Below are 23,180 nucleotides of genomic sequence, written 5' to 3' on the forward strand. Positions count from 1 at the left end.
TTCTTTAATATCGCAGTGCAGGATACCGCCCGAACAGCCGGTCGCGCGCGGGTTCTAGAAAGCGCCTCTCCATATCGGAACTGGGCTTGGGCACTTGCAGTGTCAGTGCTGTGAATATCGAAAGCTTCAGCGAAGGGTTCTTTAGAGCTGCATGTGTCAGGGCATTGACCAAAGTAACCGGCTTGCCAAGGCCAAGCGGCAAGGCAAGGCGGATATGTCCGTCAGTCCGGTCAAAAAGGATATCTGCAATCGCCTCAGCATCGCTGTAACGTTCCGGATGCTCAGCCAAGGGAAGCCCATCCGTCGTCGGGGGAAAAGCGCGGACCATAGCTCCCGGCCAATTCCTGTAAACGGGTGACGACATCGCGGATGCCGCGGCTTCGGGCGTAGTGCATCGGGCCGCCCCGAAATGGCGCCCAGCCTGTGGCAAAGATCATTGCGCCATCAATCTGGTCGGCACTGACCGCAACGTTCAGGCGCAGGACCGTAACCGCGCCATTGTTACCGCGGCGATTTAGCTTTGATGCGTGCCACCAGATCGGTGTCATGCACGAAGTCATCAAGGAACTCATGCCAGCTTTTGTTGGTGATACGAGCGGCGCGGATCATGTCCATCAGCTCTTCGATCCCGTCATCGGTCAGTGTGGTGCTTGTTTCGTCGGGTCCGACGTAAACGCTGACGATGTTTCCATAGGTCAGGTTGTCGTCGTTGGAGATGATCGGGTAATCCCCCCTAAAATTAGTGGTGTTCAAAAGTAGAATTTTCTCGGCAAGATATCTGAGGAGATTTACGATGAAGAACGGACGATTTAGCGATGCGCAGATCATGGCTGTGTTGAAGCAGGCGGAGGGCGGTGTGCCGGTCTCTGATTTGCCGGGAGCACGGGATGAGCAGTGCCAGCTTTTACAAATGGCGGGCTAAATTTGGCGGTATGGACGCGTCGCTCATCGCAGAGATGAAGGACATGGCCGAGCAGAATCGCCGCCTCAAGAAGATGTATGCGGAGATGAGCATGCAGAATGAGTTGCTCAAGGAAGCCCTCGGAAAAAAGTCTTGAGGCCGTCTCATCGACGAGAGATGGCCATGAAGATGGTGGCGGTGCATGGGGTCAGTGTCGCGCTGGCGTGCCGCACGTTCCAGATCAGTGAGACCTGCTATCGCTACAGTCCAACGCTGAGCACCGAGAACGAGGAGATCGCCGATTGGTTGGAACGTCTGACGGCAAACAAGCGCACCTGGGGCTTTGGCCTGTGCTTTCTGTATCTGCGCAACGTGCAGGGCTATTGTTGGAACCATAAACGCGTGTACCGGATTTACTGCGAACTGGAGCTGAATCTACGGATCAAACCCAAGAAACGGCTGAAGCGCGACAAGCCAGAACCGCTGGCTGTGCCTGACAAGCCAAATGAGACGTGGTCGATGGATTTTATGGCCGATCAGCTCTCTGACGGCCGGTCGATCCGGACACTGAACGTCCTGGATGACTTCAATCGCGAGGGCCTTTGCATCGAAGTCGACTTCTCATTGCCAGCCGAGCGCGTGGTGCGGAGTCTGAACCAGATCATCGAATGGCGTGGAAAACCCAAGGCTATTCGTATTGATAATGGACCCGAATATGTCAGTGGAAAGCTCATGGAATGGGCAGAAAAACAAGGCGTTAGGCTGGAATACATCCAACCCGGAAAGCCCCAACAGAACGCCTATATCGAACGCTACAACCGCACGGTTCGCGGCGAATGGCTCAGCCAGTACATCTTTGAAACCATCGAGGAGGCACAGGATCAGGCCACGGAATGGCTCTGGACTTACAACAACGAACGACCCAACATGGGCATCGGCGGCATAACACCCGCAATGAAACTGAAAACAGCCGCCTGAATTCTACCGCTGGACCTCATTAAAAATGGGGGGATTACCGCTCCTGAACAGAAAAGAACTCTATTATAAACCGCACCTTTGGAACGTCAAAATGTCTCGTATGGGCCCGGCTCTCCGTGCTTTGGTACACGGGATGGAACAAGGTCGCATTCGGCCAGACAATGCCAAGTCAAAATTGAAAACTTTGACAAATAATGGCATTCCGCGCCTCCATCCCAATACCATCGCTGATGTCATAGGCAGCGCTGCTGAAGTTTGCGTGCTTGCTAAGAGTGATGGCGCAACAATACACAACCCTCCGAAAATCCCATACATTGATGGAATAACTGCACCGGAAGACAGAGATCCGAAGGGGCGGTACATCAGCTTCGAAGAAATTGGCGCGTTGATCGAAGCATGCCGAAGACCACACATGTTAGATCTTCTGCTCCTTGATCTCGGCTGTGGTGGGCGTATCGGTGCTGTCGCGGACATAAAGGGAAAAAAAGTAAGGTTGGATCTGGGGGTTATCGATCTTTTGGGGGGAGGTTTCATTGACAAAAATCGCCGAAAGAAAACTCCGATTGTCCCGGTCACCGGTCCAATGGCGCGGATTCTTGCTCGACTGATGGATGCATACGGTGATGACTTTCTTATTCGATCTTCAAACAAACCCCTCGCAGTTGGGTCTCGAAATTGGACGCAAATGATACAGCGTCTCGTTGAAAGATCGGGTATTGATAAGGACCTTAAAGTAGGTGAAGTGCCAGCTAACTGGTATTCGATCCGCCGCACATTTGCTGATTGGCTTGATGAGCGGGTTAGCGACGCCGCTATCTCGGCAGTAATGGGGCACTTCGATATCTCGGCTCGAACAAGGCGCCAGCTATTTGACGCTGGGAGTCCAACGACAGATCTATATAAGAGCACGAAACTTCATCCGGTACTCGAAGTAGCAGATGTTTTGGAGCGCGAATGGTGGCCTTCTATTCAGCCATTTACGAGTGTAGATCTAAGTTCTGACGTGATTCACTGATGTGCACTGATGTAACGCAGTAGGCTCAGACTATATAAACAAGGGCTAATCAATCAAAGGCGATGCACATGCATGACGTTCAGATCACGCGGGAATCTCCCAACTACCGCATCGGGTAAGTCCCTCCTATCAAAGGCGTAATCTACGTGACTCAAGCATGACCCCCGGCGCGCGCATCTCTGCCGCCATCGAGATTTTGAACACAATGGCGGATGGCGTTCCGGCAGAGCAAGCCTTGACCCGTTGGGCCCGTGGCAGCCGCTATGCAGGGTCCAAGGACCGTGCGGCGGTACGCGATCACGTGTTCGATGTCTTGCGGCAACGGCGATTGGCGGCGCACCTGGGGGCCGGCGAAACCGGGCGGGCGCTGATGATTGGGGTGCTGCGCGCGCAAGAGATCGACCTTGGGCCGCTGTTCAACGGGCAGGGCCACGCGCCGCTGCCGCTCTCCGAAGACGAGGCCACTGTGCCCGATGCGCCAAGCGATGCGGCGGTCTTATGGAACATGCCGGATTGGATCATACCCCTGTTTCAGGCATCGCTGGGGGAGCGGGCTGACACGGTCGCGCAGGCCCTCCAGTCGCGGGCCCCGATTTCTGTACGGGTTAATACGGCACAGGCATCGGTGGCCAATGTGACCCAGGCGCTAGCAGACGCCGGGATCGAAACGCGCGCCAATGATCTGTGCGAAACGGCCCTGACGGTGACTGCCGGAGAACGTAAACTTCGTAATTCTGACAGTTATTTGCACGGTGATGTTGAACTTCAGGATGCGGCCAGCCAAGCGGTTGTTGCAGCGCTGCCTGCCGGCACCCGTATGCTTGATTATTGCGCCGGTGGCGGTGGCAAGGCACTGGCGATGGCAGCGCGTCGCGATGTTTCGGTTTTTGCCCACGACATCGACCCGCGCCGGATGATCGATCTGCCAGCGCGTGCCGAACGCGCAGGTGCAACCGTTAAGCAGTTGGAAACGGACGAGCTTGAAGGGGCAGCGCCTTATGATGTTGTGCTGTGCGACGCGCCTTGTTCCGGTAGCGGTTCATGGCGTCGATCGCCCGAAGGGAAATGGACATTTACAGCCAGCCGTCTGGAAGAATTGACACATATCCAGGACAAAATTCTGGATCATGCGGCGACCTTAACTGCTGAAACGGGCACTTTAGCCTATGCAACGTGCTCTGTTCTGCAATCGGAGAACGAGGACCGCGCGGATGCATTCATTGCACGTAATTCCGGGTGGAAGCAGGTTTTTTCACAACGATTTGAAGTAGATAATCAGGGAGATGGATTTTTCACCGCACATTTTAAACGTGTTTAGGATAGTTTAAACCCAACTTTTGAGTGTCATTTTCTTTGACCTGATCACGAATTAACAGCACATTAACCTTCATACGCCTAAATGGACTTGGTTCCACAGGTCGGGGAGAATGTGTTGGCGGAATATGGTGCGGTTCGTGAAATATTTCTTGGTAAACGTCCGCTATTGCTTTTAGCTTTTGTCGTTTCCGCCGCCCTTCTAAGTCTCATCGCCCCCGCGCGCTCTCTTGCGATGGTGTTACAGGCCACCAGTGCCACGGTGGCGATCGCAGTGTTTGTTAAATGCGTCGATGCGGCGCTGCGCCAGAGCCAGAGCCAGAAAAAAAAGCACCGTAGCGCCGCCACGGCAACGATTGCCGAAGACCCGCACCCCTGCGTTTTGACCACCGTAGCTGGCGCGATCATCACGCAAAACCCCGCTGCAATAGAAACGTTTAACCGGCCCACGCCGGCGCAGGTATCAGATCTTTTTGTGACGTTTTTTGCCGATCCCGTTGCGCTGACTGCACGGTTGGCTCTGCGGGCTTCCGATACAGGCGCCGCAAAGGACGACATCACCACACGGGACGGCACCATGCGTTTGTCGGTCCACCGCGTTGGCGAGGATCTGCTGTGGCGGCTTGAAACACTGTATGGCGTAAGCGATGCGGTTGCCGGCACCAAAGGCTATGCGTTGCCGATGGTGATGGTTAGTCAGACAGACGTCATTTTGTTCATGAATGCCGCCGCGCGCGCAATGGTGGGCAAGCGTGTGACCGCGCTTAGCCAGATCATCGGGGCGCTGCCATCTAGCACGGGAAAAATGGTGACGGTGCAGACGGCGACGGGGCCCCTGTGTATGACGATCACCGAGGTGCCGGCGTCGGCCAATCGGCGAGCGCTGTATTTCCTGCCGCATGGTGACGACGGGTACAAGGAAGCCGGGTGGTCGGCGCTCCAGCAGCTTCCAATTCCGCTGATAAAGGTGGCCCCGGGAGGAGAGGTAGTATCCTTCAATGACCCCGCGCAATGTCTGGTTGGGGCAGAATTGCTGAAGGGGACCGCCCTGTCAGACCTTATGGAGGGGTTAGGCCGTTCAATCGGAGGCTGGTTACAAGACACGATTGATGGGCGTCTGCTGCAAAAGCCCGAATTTTTGCGACTAAAGCGGAGTGACAAGGAGATATTTGTTCAGGTGCGTCTGAGCCTGATCTCCGAAGGCGGAACGCCGGCGCTGATCGCCGTCCTTCACGATGCGACAGAGCTAAAGTCGCTTGAAGCGCAGTTTACCCAAAGCCAGAAGATGCAGGCAATTGGCCAGCTCGCCGGTGGCGTGGCGCATGATTTTAACAATCTGCTTACTGCAATTTCAGGACATTGTGATCTGCTGTTGCTTAGACATGACCCAAGCGACCGCGACTATAGTGATCTGGTTCAAATCGACCAAAACGCGAACCGCGCGGCCGCGCTGGTAGGGCAACTGCTCGCGTTTTCGCGCAAACAGACGCTGCGCCCTGAAACCGTGAATATGCGCGATACGTTGGCCGATCTTACTCATTTGCTGAACCGCCTCGTTGGTGAAACGGTGACCTTGACGCTAAGCCACGATCCCATTTTGCAGCCGATCAGAGCTGACAAAAGACAGCTCGAGCAGGTGTTGATGAACCTGATCGTCAACGCCCGCGATGCGATGCCGGCGGGCGGGGAAATCAAGGTAACGACTGAAAATACCCAGCTTATTGAGCCTTTGACCCGCGATCGGGTGACGGTGCCGGCGGGAAAATATGTGACGGTACAGGTCGCGGACGAAGGTGAAGGCATTGCGCCAGACCGTTTGCAGAAAGTTTTTGAGCCCTTCTACACAACCAAACGCACGGGCGAGGGGACGGGGCTGGGGCTGTCGACCGCATACGGTATCGTCAAGCAGTCTGGCGGCTATATCTTTATTGATAGCGTGGTGGGGAAAGGCACAATATTCACCCTTTATTTCCCTTGCCAAACCAAAGCAATCGACCCACCGAAGCCGCTGAAAGTGCCTCCGCCTCTTACAGGGGGAAAACGGGATGATGGTACCATTTTGCTTGTCGAAGACGAAGCGCCTGTACGCGCTTTTGCCAGCCGCGCACTGCGCATGCGCGGATATACCGTGCTGGAAGCGGATTCAGCGGAAATGGCGCTAAAGACCCTCGAGGATGAGGCGCTGACCGTTGATGTGTTTGTGACTGATGTGATCATGCCCGGAATGGATGGCCCGACCTGGGTACGCGAAGCGCTGAAAGAACGACCGGGTGTGCCGGTCGTCTTTGTATCAGGCTACGCCGAAGACAGCTTTGGGGACGCGCAGATGACGATACCGAATTCGGTGTTTCTGCCTAAGCCGTTTTCTCTGACAGAGCTGACCAATACCGTGAACAGTCAGATGCAGTAAGCTATCGCTTTTTCACGAAATCGAGTCGTAGAGCGCAAACTCCTGTTCGAACTTACGCCTGAACCGTTGCTCTACGTCATGTGATAGATGCAAATCCATCTGAGGAGAGACATTCTCGGACTTCAGGTCCAGCTTCACCTCGAGCCGTTGCTCAAGAAAGGACTTTAGCCGATCCTGATTTTCGTATTTGAAATAGTGGGTTATTCCTGTCCCATTCGGCTGAGACGCCAGAAAATTTGACTGGCTCCCCACATCGGCGAACCCCGGTTTCTTGCCCTTCATATAGGCGAGGATGAACTCGTCAAAACTGACGTCGAAGGTTGCATTTGGCTTGCCCTGCATGAAGGGGCGCCGGCGATAGCGATACCAGCTGCCCAGCCAGCTGATCGGCTCGCGCATGACCGCCATCAGTTCCAGTTCTGCGTCACAGACCTTCAGAAACATGGGGCGGATAAACCGATTGTAACGATAGACCGGCGCATGTTTCAGCATCGGCGGCTCCGATATGACCATATCGGCGCGGGGTGCGAGCGCGGTTTCATAGGCAGTTGTACCGGTCTTGGGGACCGACAAAAAAGCAAGGCGTTCTTTAAAGAAAACAAGCACTTGAAAGAATACCTTTGGTCAAGAAAATAAATAATCCAGCATATCAATAGAATGTTAATCAGTTCGCGAAATAGATGAAAGGGGAAACAAACACGTTGTAATGTTCTCACTTTAGTCCCATATGGAACATACAAAGAACATCAAGATGGTCGGGGCATGATGATTGCGGCTTGCAGACCACTGTGACAGTAAGAGGATAACCTATCATGGCAACGGCAGATCTTTTGACTATGGACAACAAGAAACAAGCTGAAAAGCAAAAGGCCCTAGACAGCGCACTGGCACAGATTGAACGCCAGTTCGGTAAGGGGTCGATCATGAAACTTGGGGCCGAAGGGGCCATTCAGGACATCACGGCAAGCTCGACCGGGTCTTTGGGTCTGGACATTGCGCTTGGCATTGGCGGTTTGCCTATGGGGCGGATCATCGAGATTTATGGTCCGGAATCTTCGGGTAAAACGACGCTCACCTTGCACTGCGTCGCAGAGCAGCAGAAAAACGGCGGCGTTTGTGCCTTTGTGGACGCTGAACACGCGCTTGACCCCCAATACGCGCGCAAACTGGGCGTCGATATTGACGAGTTGCTGATTTCCCAGCCCGACACGGGTGAACAGGCGCTCGAGATTACCGATACGCTGGTACGGTCCGGTGCGGTGAACATGGTGGTGGTCGATTCCGTCGCTGCGCTGACCCCGAAGTCCGAGCTGGAAGGCGACATGGGCGACAGCTCGGTTGGGGTTCAGGCCCGCCTGATGAGCCAAGCGATGCGCAAGCTCACCGGTTCGATCTCGCGGTCCAACTGTATGGTGATCTTTATTAATCAGATCCGGATGAAGATTGGCGTTATGTTTGGCTCGCCGGAAACGACAACCGGCGGCAACGCGCTCAAATTCTATTCCTCCGTCCGTCTGGATATTCGCCGCATCGGCGCGCTGAAAGATCGCGACGAAGTGGTCGGCAACGCCACACGGGTCAAAGTCGTCAAGAACAAGGTCGCGGCGCCGTTCAAGCAGGTCGAATTCGACATCATGTACGGGGAAGGCATCTCTAAGATGGGCGAACTGTTGGATCTGGGGGTCAAGGCCGGCGTGGTCGATAAATCGGGCTCGTGGTTCAGCTATGGCGACGAACGGATCGGGCAGGGGCGTGAGAATGCCAAGACCTTCCTGAAAGAGAACATCGCCATGGCCAATGAGATCGAGGACAAGATCCGCGCCGCTCATGGGCTGGATTTTGCTGGTTCTGGCAGCGATGACGCGGACATTCTAGAAGCGTAACGCTTTCACCGCAGATGATTAGAAAAGGCGTGCCCCAGTGGCGCGCCTTTTTTCGTGGGGGCTGCCTGTGGACAGTGGTCTGTCACGCAGGTATTCGAAGGTAATTGTTTTTTGCCCCTCGAAAGGCCCCGCATATGAAGACGCTCAACGATATCCGCTCAACCTTCCTTGGTTATTTTGAAAAGCAGGGTCACTCGATCCAGCCGTCCAGCCCGCTGGTGCCACGGAACGATCCTACATTGATGTTCGCGAATTCGGGTATGGTGCAGTTCAAGAACCTGTTCACCGGCGTTGAAACCCGCGACTATTCTCGTGCGACGACCGCGCAAAAATGCGTGCGCGCCGGGGGCAAACACAATGATCTGGATAACGTCGGCTATACCGCGCGGCACCATACGTTCTTTGAAATGTTGGGCAACTTCAGCTTCGGTGACTATTTCAAAGCCGAAGCTATCGCCTTTTCCTGGGAGCTAATCACCAAGGAACTGGGCATCGACCCCAACCGGCTTTATGTCACCATTTATCATACGGATGATGAAGCCGCAGAGATCTGGAAGAAAGTCGCGGGCTTGCCCGACGACCGGATCATCCGCATCGCGACGGATGATAACTTTTGGATGATGGGTCCGACAGGCCCTTGCGGCCCTTGCTCCGAGATTTTCTACGATCATGGCGATCACATTTGGGGCGGCCCTCCCGGCTCCCCCGAGGAAGACGGTGACCGGTTTGTCGAGATTTGGAACCTCGTATTCATGCAATACGAACAGTTCGAGGATGGCAGCCGCAAGGCATTGCCGAACCAATCCATCGACACGGGCATGGGGATCGAACGGGTTGCGGCGTTGCTGCAAGGCACCAACGACAACTATGCGACCGACCTAATGCGCAACTTGATCGAGGCGAGCGCAAATGCCTCCAACTCAGACCCCGACGGTCCGGGCAAAACGCACCACCGTGTGATCGCGGATCACCTGCGTTCGACGTCCTTCCTGATCGCGGACGGGGTGATGCCTTCGAATGACGGACGTGGCTATGTGCTCCGGCGGATCATGCGCCGCGCCATGCGTCACGCGCATCTTCTCGGTCTGAAAGACCCGCTGATGCACCGTCTTGTACCGGAACTGGTGCGCCAGATGGGTGGGGCCTACCCCGAATTGGGGCAGGCCCAGTCGCTGATCACAGAAACGCTCTTGCTTGAAGAAACCCGTTTCAAGCAGACGCTGGACCGCGGCCTAAAGCTGTTGGACGACGAATTGAAAGGCCTGCCCGCCGGTGCCGAACTGTCCGGCGAGGCCGCGTTCAAGCTTTATGATACCTATGGTTTCCCAGTCGACCTGACGCAGGACGCCCTGCGCGAACAGGATCGCAAGGTCGATCTGGACGGCTTCAATGCTGCGATGGATGCGCAAAAGGCCAAAGCACGCGCGGCGTGGTCCGGCTCGGGCGAAGCGGCGGATGCGACCGTTTGGTTCGACGTCGCCGAGAAATCCGGCACCACCGACTTTTTGGGCTATGACACCGAAACCGCCGAAGGGCAGATTGCCGCCTTGATCCAGGACGGGGCGCAGGTCACCGAGGTCAAACAGGGTGACAGCGTTCAAATCGCGCTGAACCAAACACCGTTTTACGCCGAAAGCGGCGGTCAGGTCGGGGACACCGGCACGATCAAAACCGACAGCGGCTTGGTCACTGTGACTGACACGCGCAAGACGGCTGGCGTGTTTATCCATATCGGCGAGGTGACCGAGGGAACGATAAAAACCTCTCAGGCTGCGGTGCTGGACGTTGATCACGCACGTCGGACATCGATCCGTGCGAACCACTCTGCCACCCACCTGCTGAACGAAGCGTTGCGCAACACGCTTGGGGATCATGTCATGCAGCGTGGCTCGCTGAATGCGGCAGACCGTTTGCGCTTTGATTACAGCCACAACCACCCGATGACAGCGGATCAGCTGGCCGCCGTCGAGGACGAGGTGAATAGCTTTATCCGTCAGAACACCGGCGTTGAGACACGGATCATGACCCCAGACGACGCCCGCGAGATGGGTGCACAGGCTCTCTTTGGCGAGAAATACGGCGATGAGGTCCGCGTTGTCTCAATGGGCCGAGAGGCCGGATCGGGCAAAGGCGTGGACAAGCAAACCTATTCGCTCGAACTTTGCGGCGGTACCCATGTGCGCCAGACCGGCGACATCGGGGCATTTGTTCTGCTTGGCGACAGCTCCAGCAGCTCGGGCATTCGCCGGATCGAGGCGTTGACCGGGACCGAGGCGTTGAAATGGCTGCGCACTCAGGAAACCGCCCTGTCGCGCGTTGCAGCTGAGCTCAAGACTTCCACCGTGGATGTGCCGGACCGTGTGCGCGCGCTGCTTGACGAACGCCGTGCGCTCGCCAATGAGGTCGCACAGCTGCGCCGTGAGTTGGCCATGTCCGGCGGCGGAGACGCGGGCGCTGCGGCCCCGCGCGACGTGGGCGGGATCAAGTTTATCGCTCAGGTTCTCAATGGTGTGACGGGCAAGGATCTTCCTGCGCTCATCGACGAACACAAGGCGAAGCTCGGGTCGGGCGCAGTCCTACTGATCGCTGATGCCGACGGTAAAGCCGCCGTTGCTGCGGGTGTCACTGCCGATTTGGCCGCCACGCTGTCGGCGGTGGATATCGTCAAGACAGTCGTTGCCGAACTGGGTGGCAAAGGTGGCGGTGGCCGTCCTGAGATGGCTCAGGGTGGCGCGAAAGATATCGCAAACGCCGAGGCAGCGATTGCCGCGGCTGAAAATGTTCTGAAAGGATAAACCCCATGCCTGCTCTCTGGATCGCTCATGTCACCGTCACTGATGAAGACGCCTATGGTAAATATGCCAAGCTTGCTGGCCCCGCTATCGCGGCGCATGGCGGCAGCTTTCTGGCCCGTGGTGGCCGGTTCGTCCAGCTCGAAGGCAAAGAGCGCCCGCGCAACGTCGTGGCCCGTTTTGCGTCGGTCGAAGATGCGGTGGACTGCTATAACTCCGACGCCTACCAAGAGGCGCTGAGCCATGCCAAAGATGCCTCAGAACGCGAACTGATGGTCGTCGAAATCGACGGCTAAAGCCTAGGTTGAACCTCTGTCGGCGGGCCAAACCGGGCCGCCGACCACACCAAATCTCCCCCCAACATCGCTAGACATAAAAAAAGCAGGGCCGAAACAGCCCCGCTTTCCAAATGGTATTAAATCCTGGGGTCTGGGGCAAAGCCCCAGTCCAGTGATCGTTTAGCTTAAGCTGATTTCGCCATCCGCTTCCGCTCGTGCGGGTCCAGATAACGCTTGCGCAGCCGGATAGCGTTTGGTGTCACTTCAACCAGTTCGTCGTCATCGATATAGGCGATGGCCTCTTCGAGGCTCAGCGTGATGGGTGTGGTCAGACGAACGGCTTCATCGGTGCCCGACGCGCGAACGTTGGTCAGCTTCTTGCCTTTCAGCGGGTTCACTTCAAGATCGTTCTCGCGGCTGTGTTCGCCAATGATCATGCCAGTGTAGACGTCGGCCTGTGGGCCGATCATCATTCTGCCACGCTCTTCGAGGTTCCACAGGGCGAATGCCACCGAGGTACCGTTTTCCATCGAGATCAGTACGCCAGCGCGACGGCCCGGGATCGGGCCCTTGTGCGGTGCCCAGGAATGGAAGACGCGGTTGATGACGCCTGTACCGCGTGTGTCGGTCAGGAATTCGCCGTGGTAACCGATCAGGCCGCGCGATGGGACATGGGCCACGATGCGGGTTTTACCGGCACCGGCGGGCTTCATCTCTACCAGCTCGCCTTTGCGGACGCCGGTGATCTTTTCGATGACCGCGCCAGAGTATTCGTCATCCACGTCAATGGTGGCTTCTTCGATAGGCTCGTGGCGGACGCCATCGATTTGTTGGAACAGAACCTGCGGGCGGGAGATCGAAAGCTCGAACCCTTCGCGGCGCATGTTCTCGATCAGAACGCCCATTTGCAATTCGCCACGACCGGCAACCTCAAAGGCGTCGCCACCCGGGGTATCGGAAATCTTGATCGCAACGTTGGATTCGGCTTCCTTCATCAGGCGCTCGCGGATCACGCGCGACTGAACTTTCTTGCCGTCACGACCGGCCAACGGGCTGTCGTTGATACCGAAGGTCACGGTGATGGTGGGCGGATCGATCGGCTGGGCCGGTATTGCTTCGGAAACTGAGGTTTCGGCCAGCGTATCGGCCACTGTTGCCTTGGACATACCGGCGATGGATACGATGTCGCCTGCCTCTGCCAGCTCGATGGCAGTCTGCTCAAGCCCGCGGAAGGCTAGGATCTTGGTGCAGCGGAAGTTTTCGATCAGCGTGCCGTCGCGCGACATGGCTTTGATGCTCTGGCCCGCTTTCAACGTGCCGGTTTCAACACGACCTGTCAGCAAGCGGCCCAGGAACGGGTCACCGCCAAGGGTAGTGGCAAGCATGGTGAACGGCTTGTCAGTGTTTTCGATTTGCTTTGGCGCGGGAACATGCTCGAGCACCAGTTTGAACAAAGCGTCAAGATCTTTGCGCGGGCCATCCAGCTCCAGATCAGCCCAGCCGGAACGACCGGAGGCGTACATGTGCGGGAATTCGAGCTGTTCATCTGTGGCATCAAGGCTGGCGAACAGATCAAAGCATTCGTCCAGCGCGCGGTCAGGCTCGGCGTCTGCCTTGTCGACTTTGTTCAGCACAACGATAGGGCGCAGGCCCAGTTTCAGCGCCTTGGAGGTCACAAATTTGGTCTGTGGCATCGGGCCTTCTGCGGCATCGACGAGCAGGACAACACCGTCTACCATCGACAGGATGCGTTCAACTTCGCCACCAAAGTCGGCGTGACCGGGGGTGTCGACGATGTTGATACGGGTGTTGTTCCAAACAACCGACGTCGGTTTTGCGAAGATCGTGATGCCGCGCTCGCGCTCCAGATCGTTGCTGTCCATCGCGCGCTCGGTCGTCGCCTGGTTTTCACGATAGGTGCCAGATTGTTTCAGAAGCTCGTCGACCAGCGTCGTTTTGCCGTGGTCAACGTGAGCGATGATTGCGATATTTCGCATGTCCATTGGGGTATGCCTTTGATACGGGAGGGGGCCGCGCACGCTCTCGCACCGCAGCATTTGGGCAGCGCTTAACGCGATACGCCACAGAAAGCTAGCCCTAAAGGATGTCAGCCGTCGGTGCTTGTGTCTTCTGCGCTTTCTTTGCGGTCGCGATAGTCCCGAACCGGTAGCGGTTCGTTAAAGGTCAGGGTGCGATAGGGGAAGGGGATTTCGATTCCTGCGTCATCCAGCGCCCGTTTCACGGCGGCGACGACTTTGTCGCGGCTGCTGCGGATGTCGATGGGCCGCGAGCCTGTCCACCAAGTAACCTCGAAGTTGATCGAACTGTCGGCAAATTCCTGCGCAAAGATTTCAACGTCGCGCACATCATCGCGCACCGCGTCCACCCCGCGCACCGCGTGGGCAATCACCTCGCGCGCGGCGTCTACGTCTTCGCCGTAGGCCACGCCGCAAATCACGGTGGTCCGGCGCACGTCGCGGGCGGTGCGGATGGTGACGGGATTCTTAAAGAACATCGCGTTTGGGGCCACGACAAGTTGTCCATCGGTCTGGCGCACATGGGTGTCGCGGATCGTGATTTCTTCGACCTGCCCCTCGAACCCCTCGCATTCAATGTAATCCTCGACAGAAAAAGGTTCGCGGATGAGCAGTAAGATCCCTGCTAGGAAGTTCTCGAACACATCCTTGAAGGCAAAACCGATGGCCACGCCACCCACACCCAACGCAGTCAGCGCCTTGCCGGGGGTGATTGTGGGAAAGGCGATTGTAACGGCGATCAAGACGCCAAACAGCCACATCCCCACGATAATCAGCATCATGATGACATCGACAAGCGACCGACGCATACGGGCGCGGCGCAGCACGCCCGGCACGATAGCCTGCACAATGCGGACGACAGCCCAGAGAAAACAAAGGAAGATGATCGACAAAATAAGCTGCGGCAGCACGCTCCAGAACCCGACGGCGTACCCCTCAAGCTGGTTACGCAAAGGATCGGGCAGGGTGCCCCAAACGGAGCTTAATGAATCGAGCATGCGGCACTTTCGGTCGTTGCGATATACGCTAACACCTTAACGCAGCGACGGGTTCCCGAGCAGGGCCATCTAATGGGTGGAACTGTTCGAAAATAGATGAATGACCAGCACGCCGCTGATGATCATCGACAGGCCCAAAACGGCGGCAAGGTCGAGCTTTTGCCCGAACACGAAATACCCGATGCCCGCGATGCAGACGATACCCAGCCCCGACCAGATCGCATAGACAATGCCCACCGGCATCACCTTGAGCGTCAGCCCCAGCAGATAGAACGAGATGGCATAGCACACAACGACCGCGACAGAGGGCCATAGCCGCGTAAATTGTTGCGAGGCTTGCAGCGCGCTGGTGCCCAGGGTTTCGGTCACGATGGCGATCATCAGCCAGAAATAATGCATATCACCGTGCCCCCAATGCTGGTTTCCGACCCAGTCCTGAGACGGGCGCGGGCCGGTGTCAAGAGCCGGCGGGTCAGGTGGCGATGTAGCGGTCGCGGCGGTGGTTGAAGGTAATGATCAGGTTCAGCACCACCGCGCCGAGCAAGGAATATCCCACAACAGAAGCAGGAAACAGGAATAACGCGACCGAAAAGATCACCCCATCGGTGATGAGCTGAACCCATCCCGCCTTGAACCCCGTGGTGTCTTGAACCAAGAGCGCGATCACGCCCAAGCCCCCAAGCGACCCATTATGTCGGAACATCGCCAGCAGCCCCAACCCGACCAGCGCGCCAAATATTACCGCTGCGAGGGCCGGGCTCAGCGACTGGATCGCAAACCCGTAGGGCAGAAATTCGGTGACAACAGACAGCATTGTGACCGAGATCAGCGATTTGATGGTAAATTCCGCCCCGAGGCGTTTGTAGGCAAGGAAGTAGAACGGCAGGTTGATCAAAAAGAACACCACGCCGAAGGAATACCCCGTGAGATAGGCGATGATCACCGCCAAGCCCGCCGTCTGGCCGGTGATCAGACCGGCAGAGGTCAACACGAAGATTCCGATACCGCACAAAAATACCCCGAGGCTTAGGCCTTGGACATCATCAAGCGAGCTGTGGTGGAGGGGGTCAGCATATGTCATATCGCGCAGATAGGGCAGCTATGTTGACCTGTCTAGGGGTGCTGCAGTGCAGAATAATAATTTCTCCTGTTACATAGCGTCACGCTGGGTCTGCTGCACAGAAAAAGGGCCACCCGTTCAGGATGGCCCTTGTTTTGAGCGGTCTGCTTATTGCGCGCCGAGCGCTTTGTTCAGGTTCTCGTCGACCTTCTCCAGGAAGCCCATCGTGGTCAGCCAGCCTTGGTCGGGGCCGACCAGCAGGGCCAGGTCTTTGGTCATAGAGCCTGATTCCACCGTATCCACGACCGTCTTTTCCAAGGTTTCGGCAAAGCGGATCAGTTCGGCGTTGTCATCCAGTTTACCGCGATGCTTGAGCCCGCCCGTCCACGCATAGATAGACGCAATGGAGTTGGTCGAGGTTTCCTCGCCCTTCTGGTGTTGGCGGTAATGGCGGGTGACGGTGCCGTGGGCGGCTTCTGCCTCTACGGTCTGGCCGTCGGGGGTCATCAGCACGGAGGTCATTAGCCCGAGCGAGCCAAACCCCTGCGCCACGGTATCCGACTGCACATCGCCGTCATAGTTCTTGCACGCCCAGACGTAACCGCCGTTCCACTTCATCGCACAGGCGACCATGTCGTCGATAAGACGGTGTTCATAGGTGATGCCCGCGGCTTTGAACTTATCTTCAAACTCGGTTTCGTAGATGTGTTGGAACAATTCAAGAAAGCGACCGTCGTATTGTTTGAGGATCGTGTTCTTGGTGCTCAGATAGACCGGCCAGCCAAGGTTCAGACCATAGTTCAGCGACGCGCGGGCAAAGTCGATGATGGATTTATCAAGGTTGTACATCGCCATAACGACGCCGGCGTCCGGCGCGTCGAAAACCTCGCGCTCGATTTCTGTCCCGTCCTCGCCGACGAATTTCAGCGTTAACTTGCCCTTGCCGGGAAATTTAAAATCGGTCGCTTTGTACTGGTCGCCAAAGGCGTGACGACCCACGACGATTGGTTTGGTCCATCCCGGCACAAGGCGGGGAACGTTCTTGCAGATGATCGGTTGACGGAAGATCACGCCGCCCAGAATATTGCGGATCGTCCCGTTCGGCGACCGCCACATCTCTTTGAGGCCGAATTCCTCGACCCGTGCTTCGTCGGGGGTGATGGTCGCGCATTTGACGCCAACACCGTGTTCCTTGATAGCGTGCGCGGCGTCTATGGTGATCTGGTCGTTGGTCTCGTCGCGAACCTCCATCCCTAGATCGTAGTATTTCAGATCCACGTCGAGATAGGGCAGGATCAGCTTTTTCTTGATGAAATCCCACATGATGCGGGTCATTTCATCACCGTCGAGCTCAACGATCGGGTTTTCCACTTTGATCTTGGTCATCGTCTGCGGTCCTTTGAGGTGAAACTGTCACCCGCATAGCCTACTCGGGCACGAATGCCTAGTCGGTATGCAATGGTATACTGAAAAGAACTGTGCTGTTTGCCAGATACCGCAGCCCTGCAACAGGGGTGTGACGCAAAGGAGAAAGGTCGGGCAGCTAAAGGCAGGGGGTGCTAGCCGCGGGCCGCGAACCATGCAGAGACGCGGCCTCGTGCGAATTCCCACAAGCCCGGCGCGCCGGCCTTGATCTTAGAGCCGACCTTTTCCACGAACTGGGCTTCCGTGACGTTATATTCGACCCAGCTGCCACCGCCTGCAGCAAGGTTTTGCATGGGGGGCTGGAAACGGTCCAACGATTTTGCAAAGCGGGCTGTGGGGGTCTTATTCGCTTCGAACTCTTCCCATGTCGCGCGAAGATCGTCGCGTAAATCGTTGGGAAGAAGGCCAAATATCCGGTCAGCGGCAAGCTGTTCCTGGGCCTCCATATCGGCCGCATCGTAGCTGCCAAAGATCGGGTTGTCGCCTGCGTCAATCTCGACGAGGTCATGCAGGATCAACATTTTGATGACGCGGGTGATATCGACGCCTTCGCCCGCCTGATCCGCCAGCACCAGCGCATAGAGCGTCAGGTGCCAGCTGTGTTCAGCCGAATTTTCCGCCCGCGAGGCATCGCATAAAAGCGTCCCGCGTGTGACCGACTTGAGCTTGTCTGCTTCGTTAAGGAAGGCAATCTGTTGCTCTAGTCTGGTGGTCATACGTCAGCTTTCTTTTGCGCGGTGCGCGGCAAGCGCCTTGGCGATAAAGTCACGCCCCTGTCCGGCAGAAAGCCGCGTACGGATCGCTGTGACAAAGGCTTCTTCCATGGTCTGCGACGACGCGCCCAGAACAGCAGCGACTTCCATAAAAAGCCGCTCCTGTCCGGTTTCGCGTTGTACTGCCAGACATTCTTCGGCCAGCTGATTGGCCAGATCGACGACTGTCTGATCCGCCATTAACGGGTCGTTTCCGTCAGGCGACGCTTCACATAGTCCGTGGTCGACGTGATGAGCGTATCCATATGCGGCTCTTCAAAGAAGTGGCCGGCACCCTCGACTTCTTGGTGGGTGATGGTGATGCCCTTTTGCTCGTGCAATTTATTCACGAGGGTCACGGTATCAGCCGGTGGTGCTACGCGGTCAGCCGTCCCGTTGATCACCAAACCGGAAGCCGGGCAGGGTGCGAGGAAGCTGAAGTCATACATGTTCGCAGGCGGTGCGACAGAGATGAAGCCCGTGATCTCGGGGCGGCGCATCAGCAATTGCATGCCGATCCATGCGCCGAACGAGAAGCCCGCAACCCAGCAGTGCTTGGAGTTGTTGTTCATCGACTGCAGATAATCCAGCGCTGACGCTGCATCAGAGAGTTCACCGACGCCTTGATCGTATTCGCCTTGACTGCGTCCCACGCCGCGGAAGTTGAAGCGCAAAACGGTGAAACCCATATTGTAGAAGGCATAGTGCATATTATACACGACCTTATGGTTCATCGTCCCGCCGAATTGTGGGTGTGGGTGAAGCAGAATGGCGATTGGCGCGTCGCGTTCTTTTTGTGGATGGTAGCGGCCTTCGAGGCGGCCTTCGGGTCCGGGAAAAATAACCTCGGGCATGAGCGTCCCTGCTTGGGGTTCTAAGTGCAGCGGAATAGTTGACGAATTCGCTAAGGCAGTTTAGAACGGTTCTAACTTGTGTGATCCCACCTTTACCGGGGGTCAGACATTGCGTTTAGGCATTTCATGCGTCCTCGTCAATCAAACAGGCGCCTTTGGGAAAGGGAACACTGCAATGAAGCTGTCTACCAAGGGGCGGTATGCCATGGTCGCGCTGGCTGATATAGCGTTGCAGCCTGCGGACCGCCTGGTCAATCTGGGCGATATCGCGGCGCGTCAGTCCATTTCCCTGCCGTATCTGGAACAGCTTTTCGTCAAACTGCGTCGGGCCGAGCTGGTGGCATCGGTGCGTGGCCCCGGCGGCGGCTATCGTTTAGCGCGACCAGCGACGAATATTCGCGTTGTCGATATTCTGGCGGCGGTCGATGAAAAGGTCGACGCGATGCATGTGGGGGCAGGTGCCTCTGGCGGGTCGTCAGGCAGTCGTGCGCAATCCCTGACCAACCGTTTGTGGGAAGGGTTGAGCGCGCAGGTCTATGTGTACTTGCACCAGACGCGGCTGTCAGACGTTGTCGCGAACGAGCTCGCCCCCTGTCCGGCGGTGCCGAACCTCTTTGCCATCGTGGACGAGGCCGACTCGGAATGAGGGACGCTGTCCCTCACACTCCCTGGGAATAAGGACCATCTGGAAGCTGATATGAGAACCTATCTGGATCATAACGCGACCACCCCGCTGAGGGCAGAGGCGCGCGCGGCCATGCTGGCGGCGATGGATGTGGCGGGCAATCCCTCGAGCGTCCATGCCGAAGGGCGTGCAGCCAAGATGATGGTTGAAAAGGCGCGGGGGCAGGTGGCCGGACTGGTCGGCTGCGATGTCTCGGAGGTGATCTTTACCAGCGGCGCCACTGAGGCGATTACAGGCGTGGTTCAGGACTCTACCGCGGTGACCGGCGCGCCGATTGAACATGAAGCGGTGCGGATCTGGTGCCCTGAGGCAGACCAATTGCCCGTGGATCGCAATGGTCACGTGGATTTGACCGCGCTGCCGGACGGTGCTTTGGCGGGGGTGACGCTGTTCTTGCAGCGGGCCAACAGCGAAACCGGCGTGCTGCAGCCTGACACTCTGTGCGCCGAGCTGTCTCGTTTGGGCGCGTCGCCCGCATCCGTGTTGCGCGATGCGGTGCAGGCGGCGGGCAAGCTTTCCGATCTGGGCCGTTGGCGGTCAGAGGTCGGGCGTCATGCCACATTGGCGCTCTCGGCGCATAAGTTGGGCGGTCCCAAGGGGATCGGCGCTTTGATCGCGGGGCCGCAATATACCCCTGGATTGATGCAGCCGATGCTGCGCGGGGGCGGGCAGGAGCTGGGGCGTCGTGCAGGGACCGAAAACGTCATCGGCATCGCCGGCTTTGGTGCTGCTTGCGCGGCAGCGGCGCAGGATTTGGCGGATGGTGTCTGGGAACGGGTTGCAGACCTTAGAAATGTTCTAGAGAAGGCTCTTGAGGCTGCGTCAAAGAAGACTATTTTTGTTGGGAAAGATGTGGCGCGTTTGCCGAACACCTCTTGCTTTATCACGCGTGGATGGCGCGGTGAGACGCAGGTGATGCAGATGGACCTTGCGGGCTTTGCGATCAGCGCGGGGTCTGCCTGTTCCAGCGGCAAGGTGGCGACAAGTCGGGTGTTGACGGCCATGGGCTTTGACGAGGCGTTGGCATCTTGTGCCGTGCGCGTGTCGCTGGGGCCGGACACCACAGAAGAAGAGGTCATGCGTTTTGTCGACGCATGGACCGCGAAATTGAAAAAACACGAGGCGCGGGCCGCTTGATGCGCACCGCCAGTTGAAGGATGAAAAGCATGGATAGCACATTGGTCAAAGACGTAAATGATGGCGTCAAAGAAGGTGTCGATCAGGACACCGTGGATGCCGTGCGCGAAGTCGGCGGTGCTTATAAATACGGTTGGTCCACCGATATCGAGATGGACTATGCCCCGCTGGGTCTGAACGTCGATATCGTCAAGCTGATCTCGGAAAAGAATGAAGAGCCGGAGTGGATGCTTGAATGGCGTCTGGCGGCCTATGAGCGCTGGTTGACCAAGAAAGAGCCGAATTGGGCGATGGTGGACTACCCTGAAATCGACTTTCAGAACCAGTATTACTATGCGCGTCCCAAATCCATGGCGGTCAAGCCCAAGTCCCTGGACGACGTAGATCCCAAGCTGCTCGAGACCTACAAGAAGCTGGGTATCCCCTTGAAAGAGCAAGCCATTCTGGCGGGCGTCGAGGGTGCAGAAAACATGGGCGATGAACCTCGCAAGGTTGCTGTGGACGCCGTGTTCGATTCTGTTTCCGTCGGGACCACCTTTCAGGACGAGCTGAAGAAAGCTGGCGTGATTTTCTGTTCGATCTCGGAAGCGATCCGCGAGCATCCGGAACTGGTCAAGAAATACCTTGGTTCGGTCGTGCCGGTGAATGATAACTTCTACGCGACGCTGAACTCGGCTGTCTTTTCAGACGGGTCGTTTGTCTATATTCCGCCGGGTGTGCGCTGCCCGATGGAACTGTCGACCTATTTCCGTATCAATGCGGAAAACACTGGCCAGTTCGAGCGCACGCTGATCATCGCCGACAAAGGGTCCTATGTGTCCTACCTCGAGGGTTGTACCGCGCCGCAGCGGGACGAAAGCCAACTGCACGCCGCGGTGGTCGAGATCATCATCGAAGAAGACGCCGAGGTGAAATATTCGACCGTTCAGAACTGGTATCCCGGTGACGAGAACGGCAAAGGCGGGATCTATAACTTTGTGACCAAACGTGCCGATTGCCGTGGCGACCGTGCCAAGGTGATGTGGACGCAGGTTGAAACCGGTTCGGCTGTGACATGGAAATACCCGTCCTGCATCCTGCGCGGCGATGATAGCCAAGGCGAGTTCTATTCCATCGCGATCGCCAACAACATGCAGCAGGCTGACACTGGCACCAAGATGATCCACCTGGGCAAGCGTACCAAGTCGCGCATCGTGTCCAAGGGGATTTCGGCGGGCAAGGCGCAGAACACATACCGTGGACTGGTGTCCATGCACCCCAAAGCCAAGGAATCGCGCAACTATACGCAATGTGACAGCTTGCTGATCGGCGACCAGTGCGGTGCCCACACTGTACCGTATATCGAGGTCAAGAATAACAGCAGCCGTGTCGAACACGAGGCAACGACATCCAAGGTGGACGACGACCAGCTGTTCTACTGCCGTTCGCGCGGGATGGACGAGGAAGAGGCGGTGGCCTTGGTGGTCAACGGCTTCTGCAAAGACGTGCTTCAGGCACTGCCGATGGAGTTCGCAATGGAAGCGCAAGCATTGGTTGCGATCTCTCTTGAAGGTTCTGTGGGGTAATCGCGATGATGCGCAAACTGACATGGGATGTGACCATCGCCGCCTTGGTTTTCTGGGTGCTGATGGCTCTGGTTCGGGGCGGCGGGCTGACGCTCGCCGCGTTTGAGAACACGTTCTTTCAGATGCTGATCTTTGCGATGATCTATGCTGCGATCCGTGTGGCGCTTTTGGTGCTGCGCAAGGGGGATGACACATGATCATCACCGTGTACGAGGACGCAGCAAGCTGATGCAACTATCGGCTGACACCATGCCTTTGCGATTGCACTGGTGGAAGGCGGTCCCGAATTTTGGGGACGCCATCAGCCCTGTGGTGCTGGCCCATGTCTCGGGCCGGCCTGTGGAGCATGCTGGTGCGCGCAAGGCTGATGTCTGGGCGATCGGATCGCTGTTGCAGGTGGTCAAGCGCAACTTTAGCGAGGCGCAGGATCATCGGCCGGTGATCTGGGGGGCAGGATTGCTGCATCCAGTGCAGGGCACAGGGTTTACCGACCATGTGGATATAGCGCTGGTACGCGGTCCGATCACAGCCGCGTTGTTGGGCTTGGAATTGTCCGAGTTTGGCGATCCGGGGTTGTTGATCAATGCCGTTTGGCCGCACAAACGGGCACCGAACGGCAGGATCGGTATCGTGCCGCATCACTCGCTGATTGATGATCCCGTGCTGCAAGCGCTTGTCGCCAGCGATACACGATATCAACTGATCGATCCACGCGGCGATGCCCAGGCGGTCTGCGACGCGATTGCAACGTGCGGTCATGTATTTGCATCATCCCTGCACGGGTTGATCGTGGCCGATGCCTATGGCGTCCCCAACAGTTGGTTGGCCCCGGCGGGGCAGTCACGGTTGAAGTACCTCGACTATGCAGCTTCAGTCGGTCGGCCGATGCAGGCCCCGATGCAGATCGAAGATATCCCCACAGCGGTTTTACCCGATCCGCTGTCACCGCTTTCCTATCAGGCGGGCATAGATGCCTGCCGAACCGCCCTTTATGCGCGTTTTCCTAAAGCCTTACAGGCAGGGAGAGCGGCATGAAATCTTACACCGATGACGGCCCCTTGGCGGGGTTTTCATTCACTCAATTCACTGTCATTGCA

Annotated in this window: 23 protein-coding genes and 1 pseudogene; 12 read left to right on the forward strand and 12 right to left on the reverse strand. The window is 57.1% G+C overall.

Features of this window, described 5'->3' with window-relative positions; translation table 11 throughout:
- Positions 1-4: 4 nt before the first annotated feature.
- From ACVBAU_RS09650 to ACVBAU_RS09660, 3 genes are read right to left on the reverse strand one after another with little or no spacing between them, the layout of a single operon-like run.
- On the reverse strand, positions 5-289 hold the full coding sequence (locus ACVBAU_RS09650; RefSeq protein ID WP_448326027.1) for a hypothetical protein: 285 nt from the start codon (positions 287-289) through the stop codon (positions 5-7).
- Entirely contained in the window at positions 282-548 is a 267-nt protein-coding gene (locus ACVBAU_RS09655) for a hypothetical protein (RefSeq protein WP_448326029.1), read from the reverse strand. Before ACVBAU_RS09655 ends, ACVBAU_RS09650 begins: the two co-directional genes overlap by 8 nt.
- Positions 502-753 carry a hypothetical protein gene (locus tag ACVBAU_RS09660; RefSeq protein WP_448326031.1) on the reverse strand — a complete coding sequence of 84 codons (252 nt, stop codon included), beginning with the start codon at positions 751-753 and terminating at the stop codon, positions 502-504. Before ACVBAU_RS09660 ends, ACVBAU_RS09655 begins: the two co-directional genes overlap by 47 nt.
- Positions 754-793: 40 nt before the next feature.
- On the opposite strand from ACVBAU_RS09660, the pseudogene ACVBAU_RS09665 reads away from it, so the two are divergent.
- The 4 genes and pseudogenes from ACVBAU_RS09665 (at position 794) to ACVBAU_RS09680 (ending at position 6,618) form a co-directional block, all read left to right on the forward strand.
- Positions 794-1,879: pseudogene (locus ACVBAU_RS09665) on the forward strand (IS3 family transposase).
- Between the two features lie 133 nt (positions 1,880-2,012).
- The gene (locus tag ACVBAU_RS09670; protein ID WP_448326033.1) at positions 2,013-2,894 is read left to right on the forward strand and encodes a hypothetical protein; all 882 of its coding nucleotides are present in this window, start codon (positions 2,013-2,015) and stop codon (positions 2,892-2,894) included.
- A gap of 157 nt (positions 2,895-3,051) precedes the next feature.
- Entirely contained in the window at positions 3,052-4,212 is a 1,161-nt protein-coding gene (locus tag ACVBAU_RS09675) for an RsmB/NOP family class I SAM-dependent RNA methyltransferase (protein WP_448326035.1), read from the forward strand.
- Positions 4,213-4,293: 81 nt separating this feature from the next.
- Positions 4,294-6,618, forward strand: coding sequence for an ATP-binding protein (locus ACVBAU_RS09680; RefSeq protein ID WP_448326037.1), 2,325 nt, complete (start codon positions 4,294-4,296; stop codon positions 6,616-6,618).
- A gap of 12 nt (positions 6,619-6,630) precedes the next feature.
- Here ACVBAU_RS09680 and ACVBAU_RS09685 read toward each other — a convergent pair whose 3' ends face one another.
- Positions 6,631-7,224: a gamma-glutamyl kinase gene (locus tag ACVBAU_RS09685; RefSeq protein ID WP_138923451.1), complete on the reverse strand. Its 594-nt coding sequence runs from the start codon at positions 7,222-7,224 to the stop codon at positions 6,631-6,633.
- A 206-nt stretch (positions 7,225-7,430) separates the two neighbouring features.
- On the opposite strand from ACVBAU_RS09685, the gene recA reads away from it, so the two are divergent.
- The 3 genes from recA (at position 7,431) to ACVBAU_RS09700 (ending at position 11,589) form a co-directional block, all read left to right on the forward strand.
- A complete protein-coding gene (recA, locus tag ACVBAU_RS09690) occupies positions 7,431-8,501 on the forward strand; it encodes a recombinase RecA (protein ID WP_138923450.1) in 1,071 nt (356 codons plus the stop codon).
- A 134-nt stretch (positions 8,502-8,635) separates the two neighbouring features.
- Positions 8,636-11,296: an alanine--tRNA ligase gene (gene alaS / locus ACVBAU_RS09695; RefSeq protein ID WP_448326040.1), complete on the forward strand. Its 2,661-nt coding sequence runs from the start codon at positions 8,636-8,638 to the stop codon at positions 11,294-11,296.
- Between the two features lie 5 nt (positions 11,297-11,301).
- Entirely contained in the window at positions 11,302-11,589 is a 288-nt protein-coding gene (locus ACVBAU_RS09700) for a DUF1330 domain-containing protein (protein WP_009826907.1), read from the forward strand.
- A 167-nt stretch (positions 11,590-11,756) separates the two neighbouring features.
- On the opposite strand, the gene typA is transcribed toward ACVBAU_RS09700, so the two are convergent.
- From typA to ACVBAU_RS09740, 8 genes are all read right to left on the reverse strand, one after another.
- Positions 11,757-13,574 (reverse strand): translational GTPase TypA, encoded by a 1,818-nt coding sequence (gene typA, locus ACVBAU_RS09705; RefSeq protein WP_138923448.1) that lies wholly within the window; start codon positions 13,572-13,574, stop codon positions 11,757-11,759.
- Between the two features lie 104 nt (positions 13,575-13,678).
- Entirely contained in the window at positions 13,679-14,560 is an 882-nt protein-coding gene (locus tag ACVBAU_RS09710; RefSeq protein ID WP_448328963.1) for a mechanosensitive ion channel family protein, read from the reverse strand.
- Between the two features lie 114 nt (positions 14,561-14,674).
- Positions 14,675-15,004, reverse strand: coding sequence for a DMT family transporter (locus ACVBAU_RS09715; RefSeq protein WP_138923447.1), 330 nt, complete (start codon positions 15,002-15,004; stop codon positions 14,675-14,677).
- Between the two features lie 73 nt (positions 15,005-15,077).
- Positions 15,078-15,686 carry a YitT family protein gene (locus ACVBAU_RS09720; RefSeq protein ID WP_448326042.1) on the reverse strand — a complete coding sequence of 203 codons (609 nt, stop codon included), beginning with the start codon at positions 15,684-15,686 and terminating at the stop codon, positions 15,078-15,080.
- A 147-nt stretch (positions 15,687-15,833) separates the two neighbouring features.
- Complete coding sequence (locus tag ACVBAU_RS09725) at positions 15,834-17,051, reverse strand: NADP-dependent isocitrate dehydrogenase (protein ID WP_138923445.1); 1,218 nt, start codon at positions 17,049-17,051, stop codon at positions 15,834-15,836.
- 173 nt (positions 17,052-17,224) lie between these two features.
- On the reverse strand, positions 17,225-17,806 hold the full coding sequence (locus ACVBAU_RS09730) for an HD domain-containing protein (protein WP_138923444.1): 582 nt from the start codon (positions 17,804-17,806) through the stop codon (positions 17,225-17,227).
- Positions 17,807-17,809: 3 nt separating this feature from the next.
- Positions 17,810-18,043 carry a hypothetical protein gene (locus ACVBAU_RS09735; protein WP_138923443.1) on the reverse strand — a complete coding sequence of 78 codons (234 nt, stop codon included), beginning with the start codon at positions 18,041-18,043 and terminating at the stop codon, positions 17,810-17,812.
- Positions 18,043-18,696: an alpha/beta hydrolase gene (locus ACVBAU_RS09740; protein WP_138923442.1), complete on the reverse strand. Its 654-nt coding sequence runs from the start codon at positions 18,694-18,696 to the stop codon at positions 18,043-18,045. The genes ACVBAU_RS09735 and ACVBAU_RS09740 overlap by 1 nt, the downstream gene beginning before the upstream one ends.
- Positions 18,697-18,871: 175 nt before the next feature.
- On the opposite strand from ACVBAU_RS09740, the gene iscR reads away from it, so the two are divergent.
- Genes iscR through ACVBAU_RS09765 form a run of 5 tightly spaced genes read left to right on the forward strand, consistent with a single transcriptional unit; the run spans position 18,872 to position 23,118 of the window.
- Positions 18,872-19,342, forward strand: coding sequence for a Fe-S cluster assembly transcriptional regulator IscR (gene iscR / locus ACVBAU_RS09745; protein ID WP_448326045.1), 471 nt, complete (start codon positions 18,872-18,874; stop codon positions 19,340-19,342).
- A 51-nt stretch (positions 19,343-19,393) separates the two neighbouring features.
- Positions 19,394-20,518 carry a cysteine desulfurase family protein gene (locus ACVBAU_RS09750; protein ID WP_448326047.1) on the forward strand — a complete coding sequence of 375 codons (1,125 nt, stop codon included), beginning with the start codon at positions 19,394-19,396 and terminating at the stop codon, positions 20,516-20,518.
- Positions 20,519-20,547: 29 nt separating this feature from the next.
- Positions 20,548-22,083 carry a Fe-S cluster assembly protein SufB gene (gene sufB / locus ACVBAU_RS09755; protein WP_171048898.1) on the forward strand — a complete coding sequence of 512 codons (1,536 nt, stop codon included), beginning with the start codon at positions 20,548-20,550 and terminating at the stop codon, positions 22,081-22,083.
- Between the two features lie 5 nt (positions 22,084-22,088).
- Positions 22,089-22,280, forward strand: coding sequence for a hypothetical protein (locus ACVBAU_RS09760; protein WP_138923438.1), 192 nt, complete (start codon positions 22,089-22,091; stop codon positions 22,278-22,280).
- Positions 22,270-23,118: a polysaccharide pyruvyl transferase family protein gene (locus ACVBAU_RS09765; protein WP_448326050.1), complete on the forward strand. Its 849-nt coding sequence runs from the start codon at positions 22,270-22,272 to the stop codon at positions 23,116-23,118. Before ACVBAU_RS09760 ends, ACVBAU_RS09765 begins: the two co-directional genes overlap by 11 nt.
- Positions 23,119-23,180 lie beyond the last annotated feature (62 nt).

This window comes from Sulfitobacter sp. M13 (genome assembly GCF_053474885.1).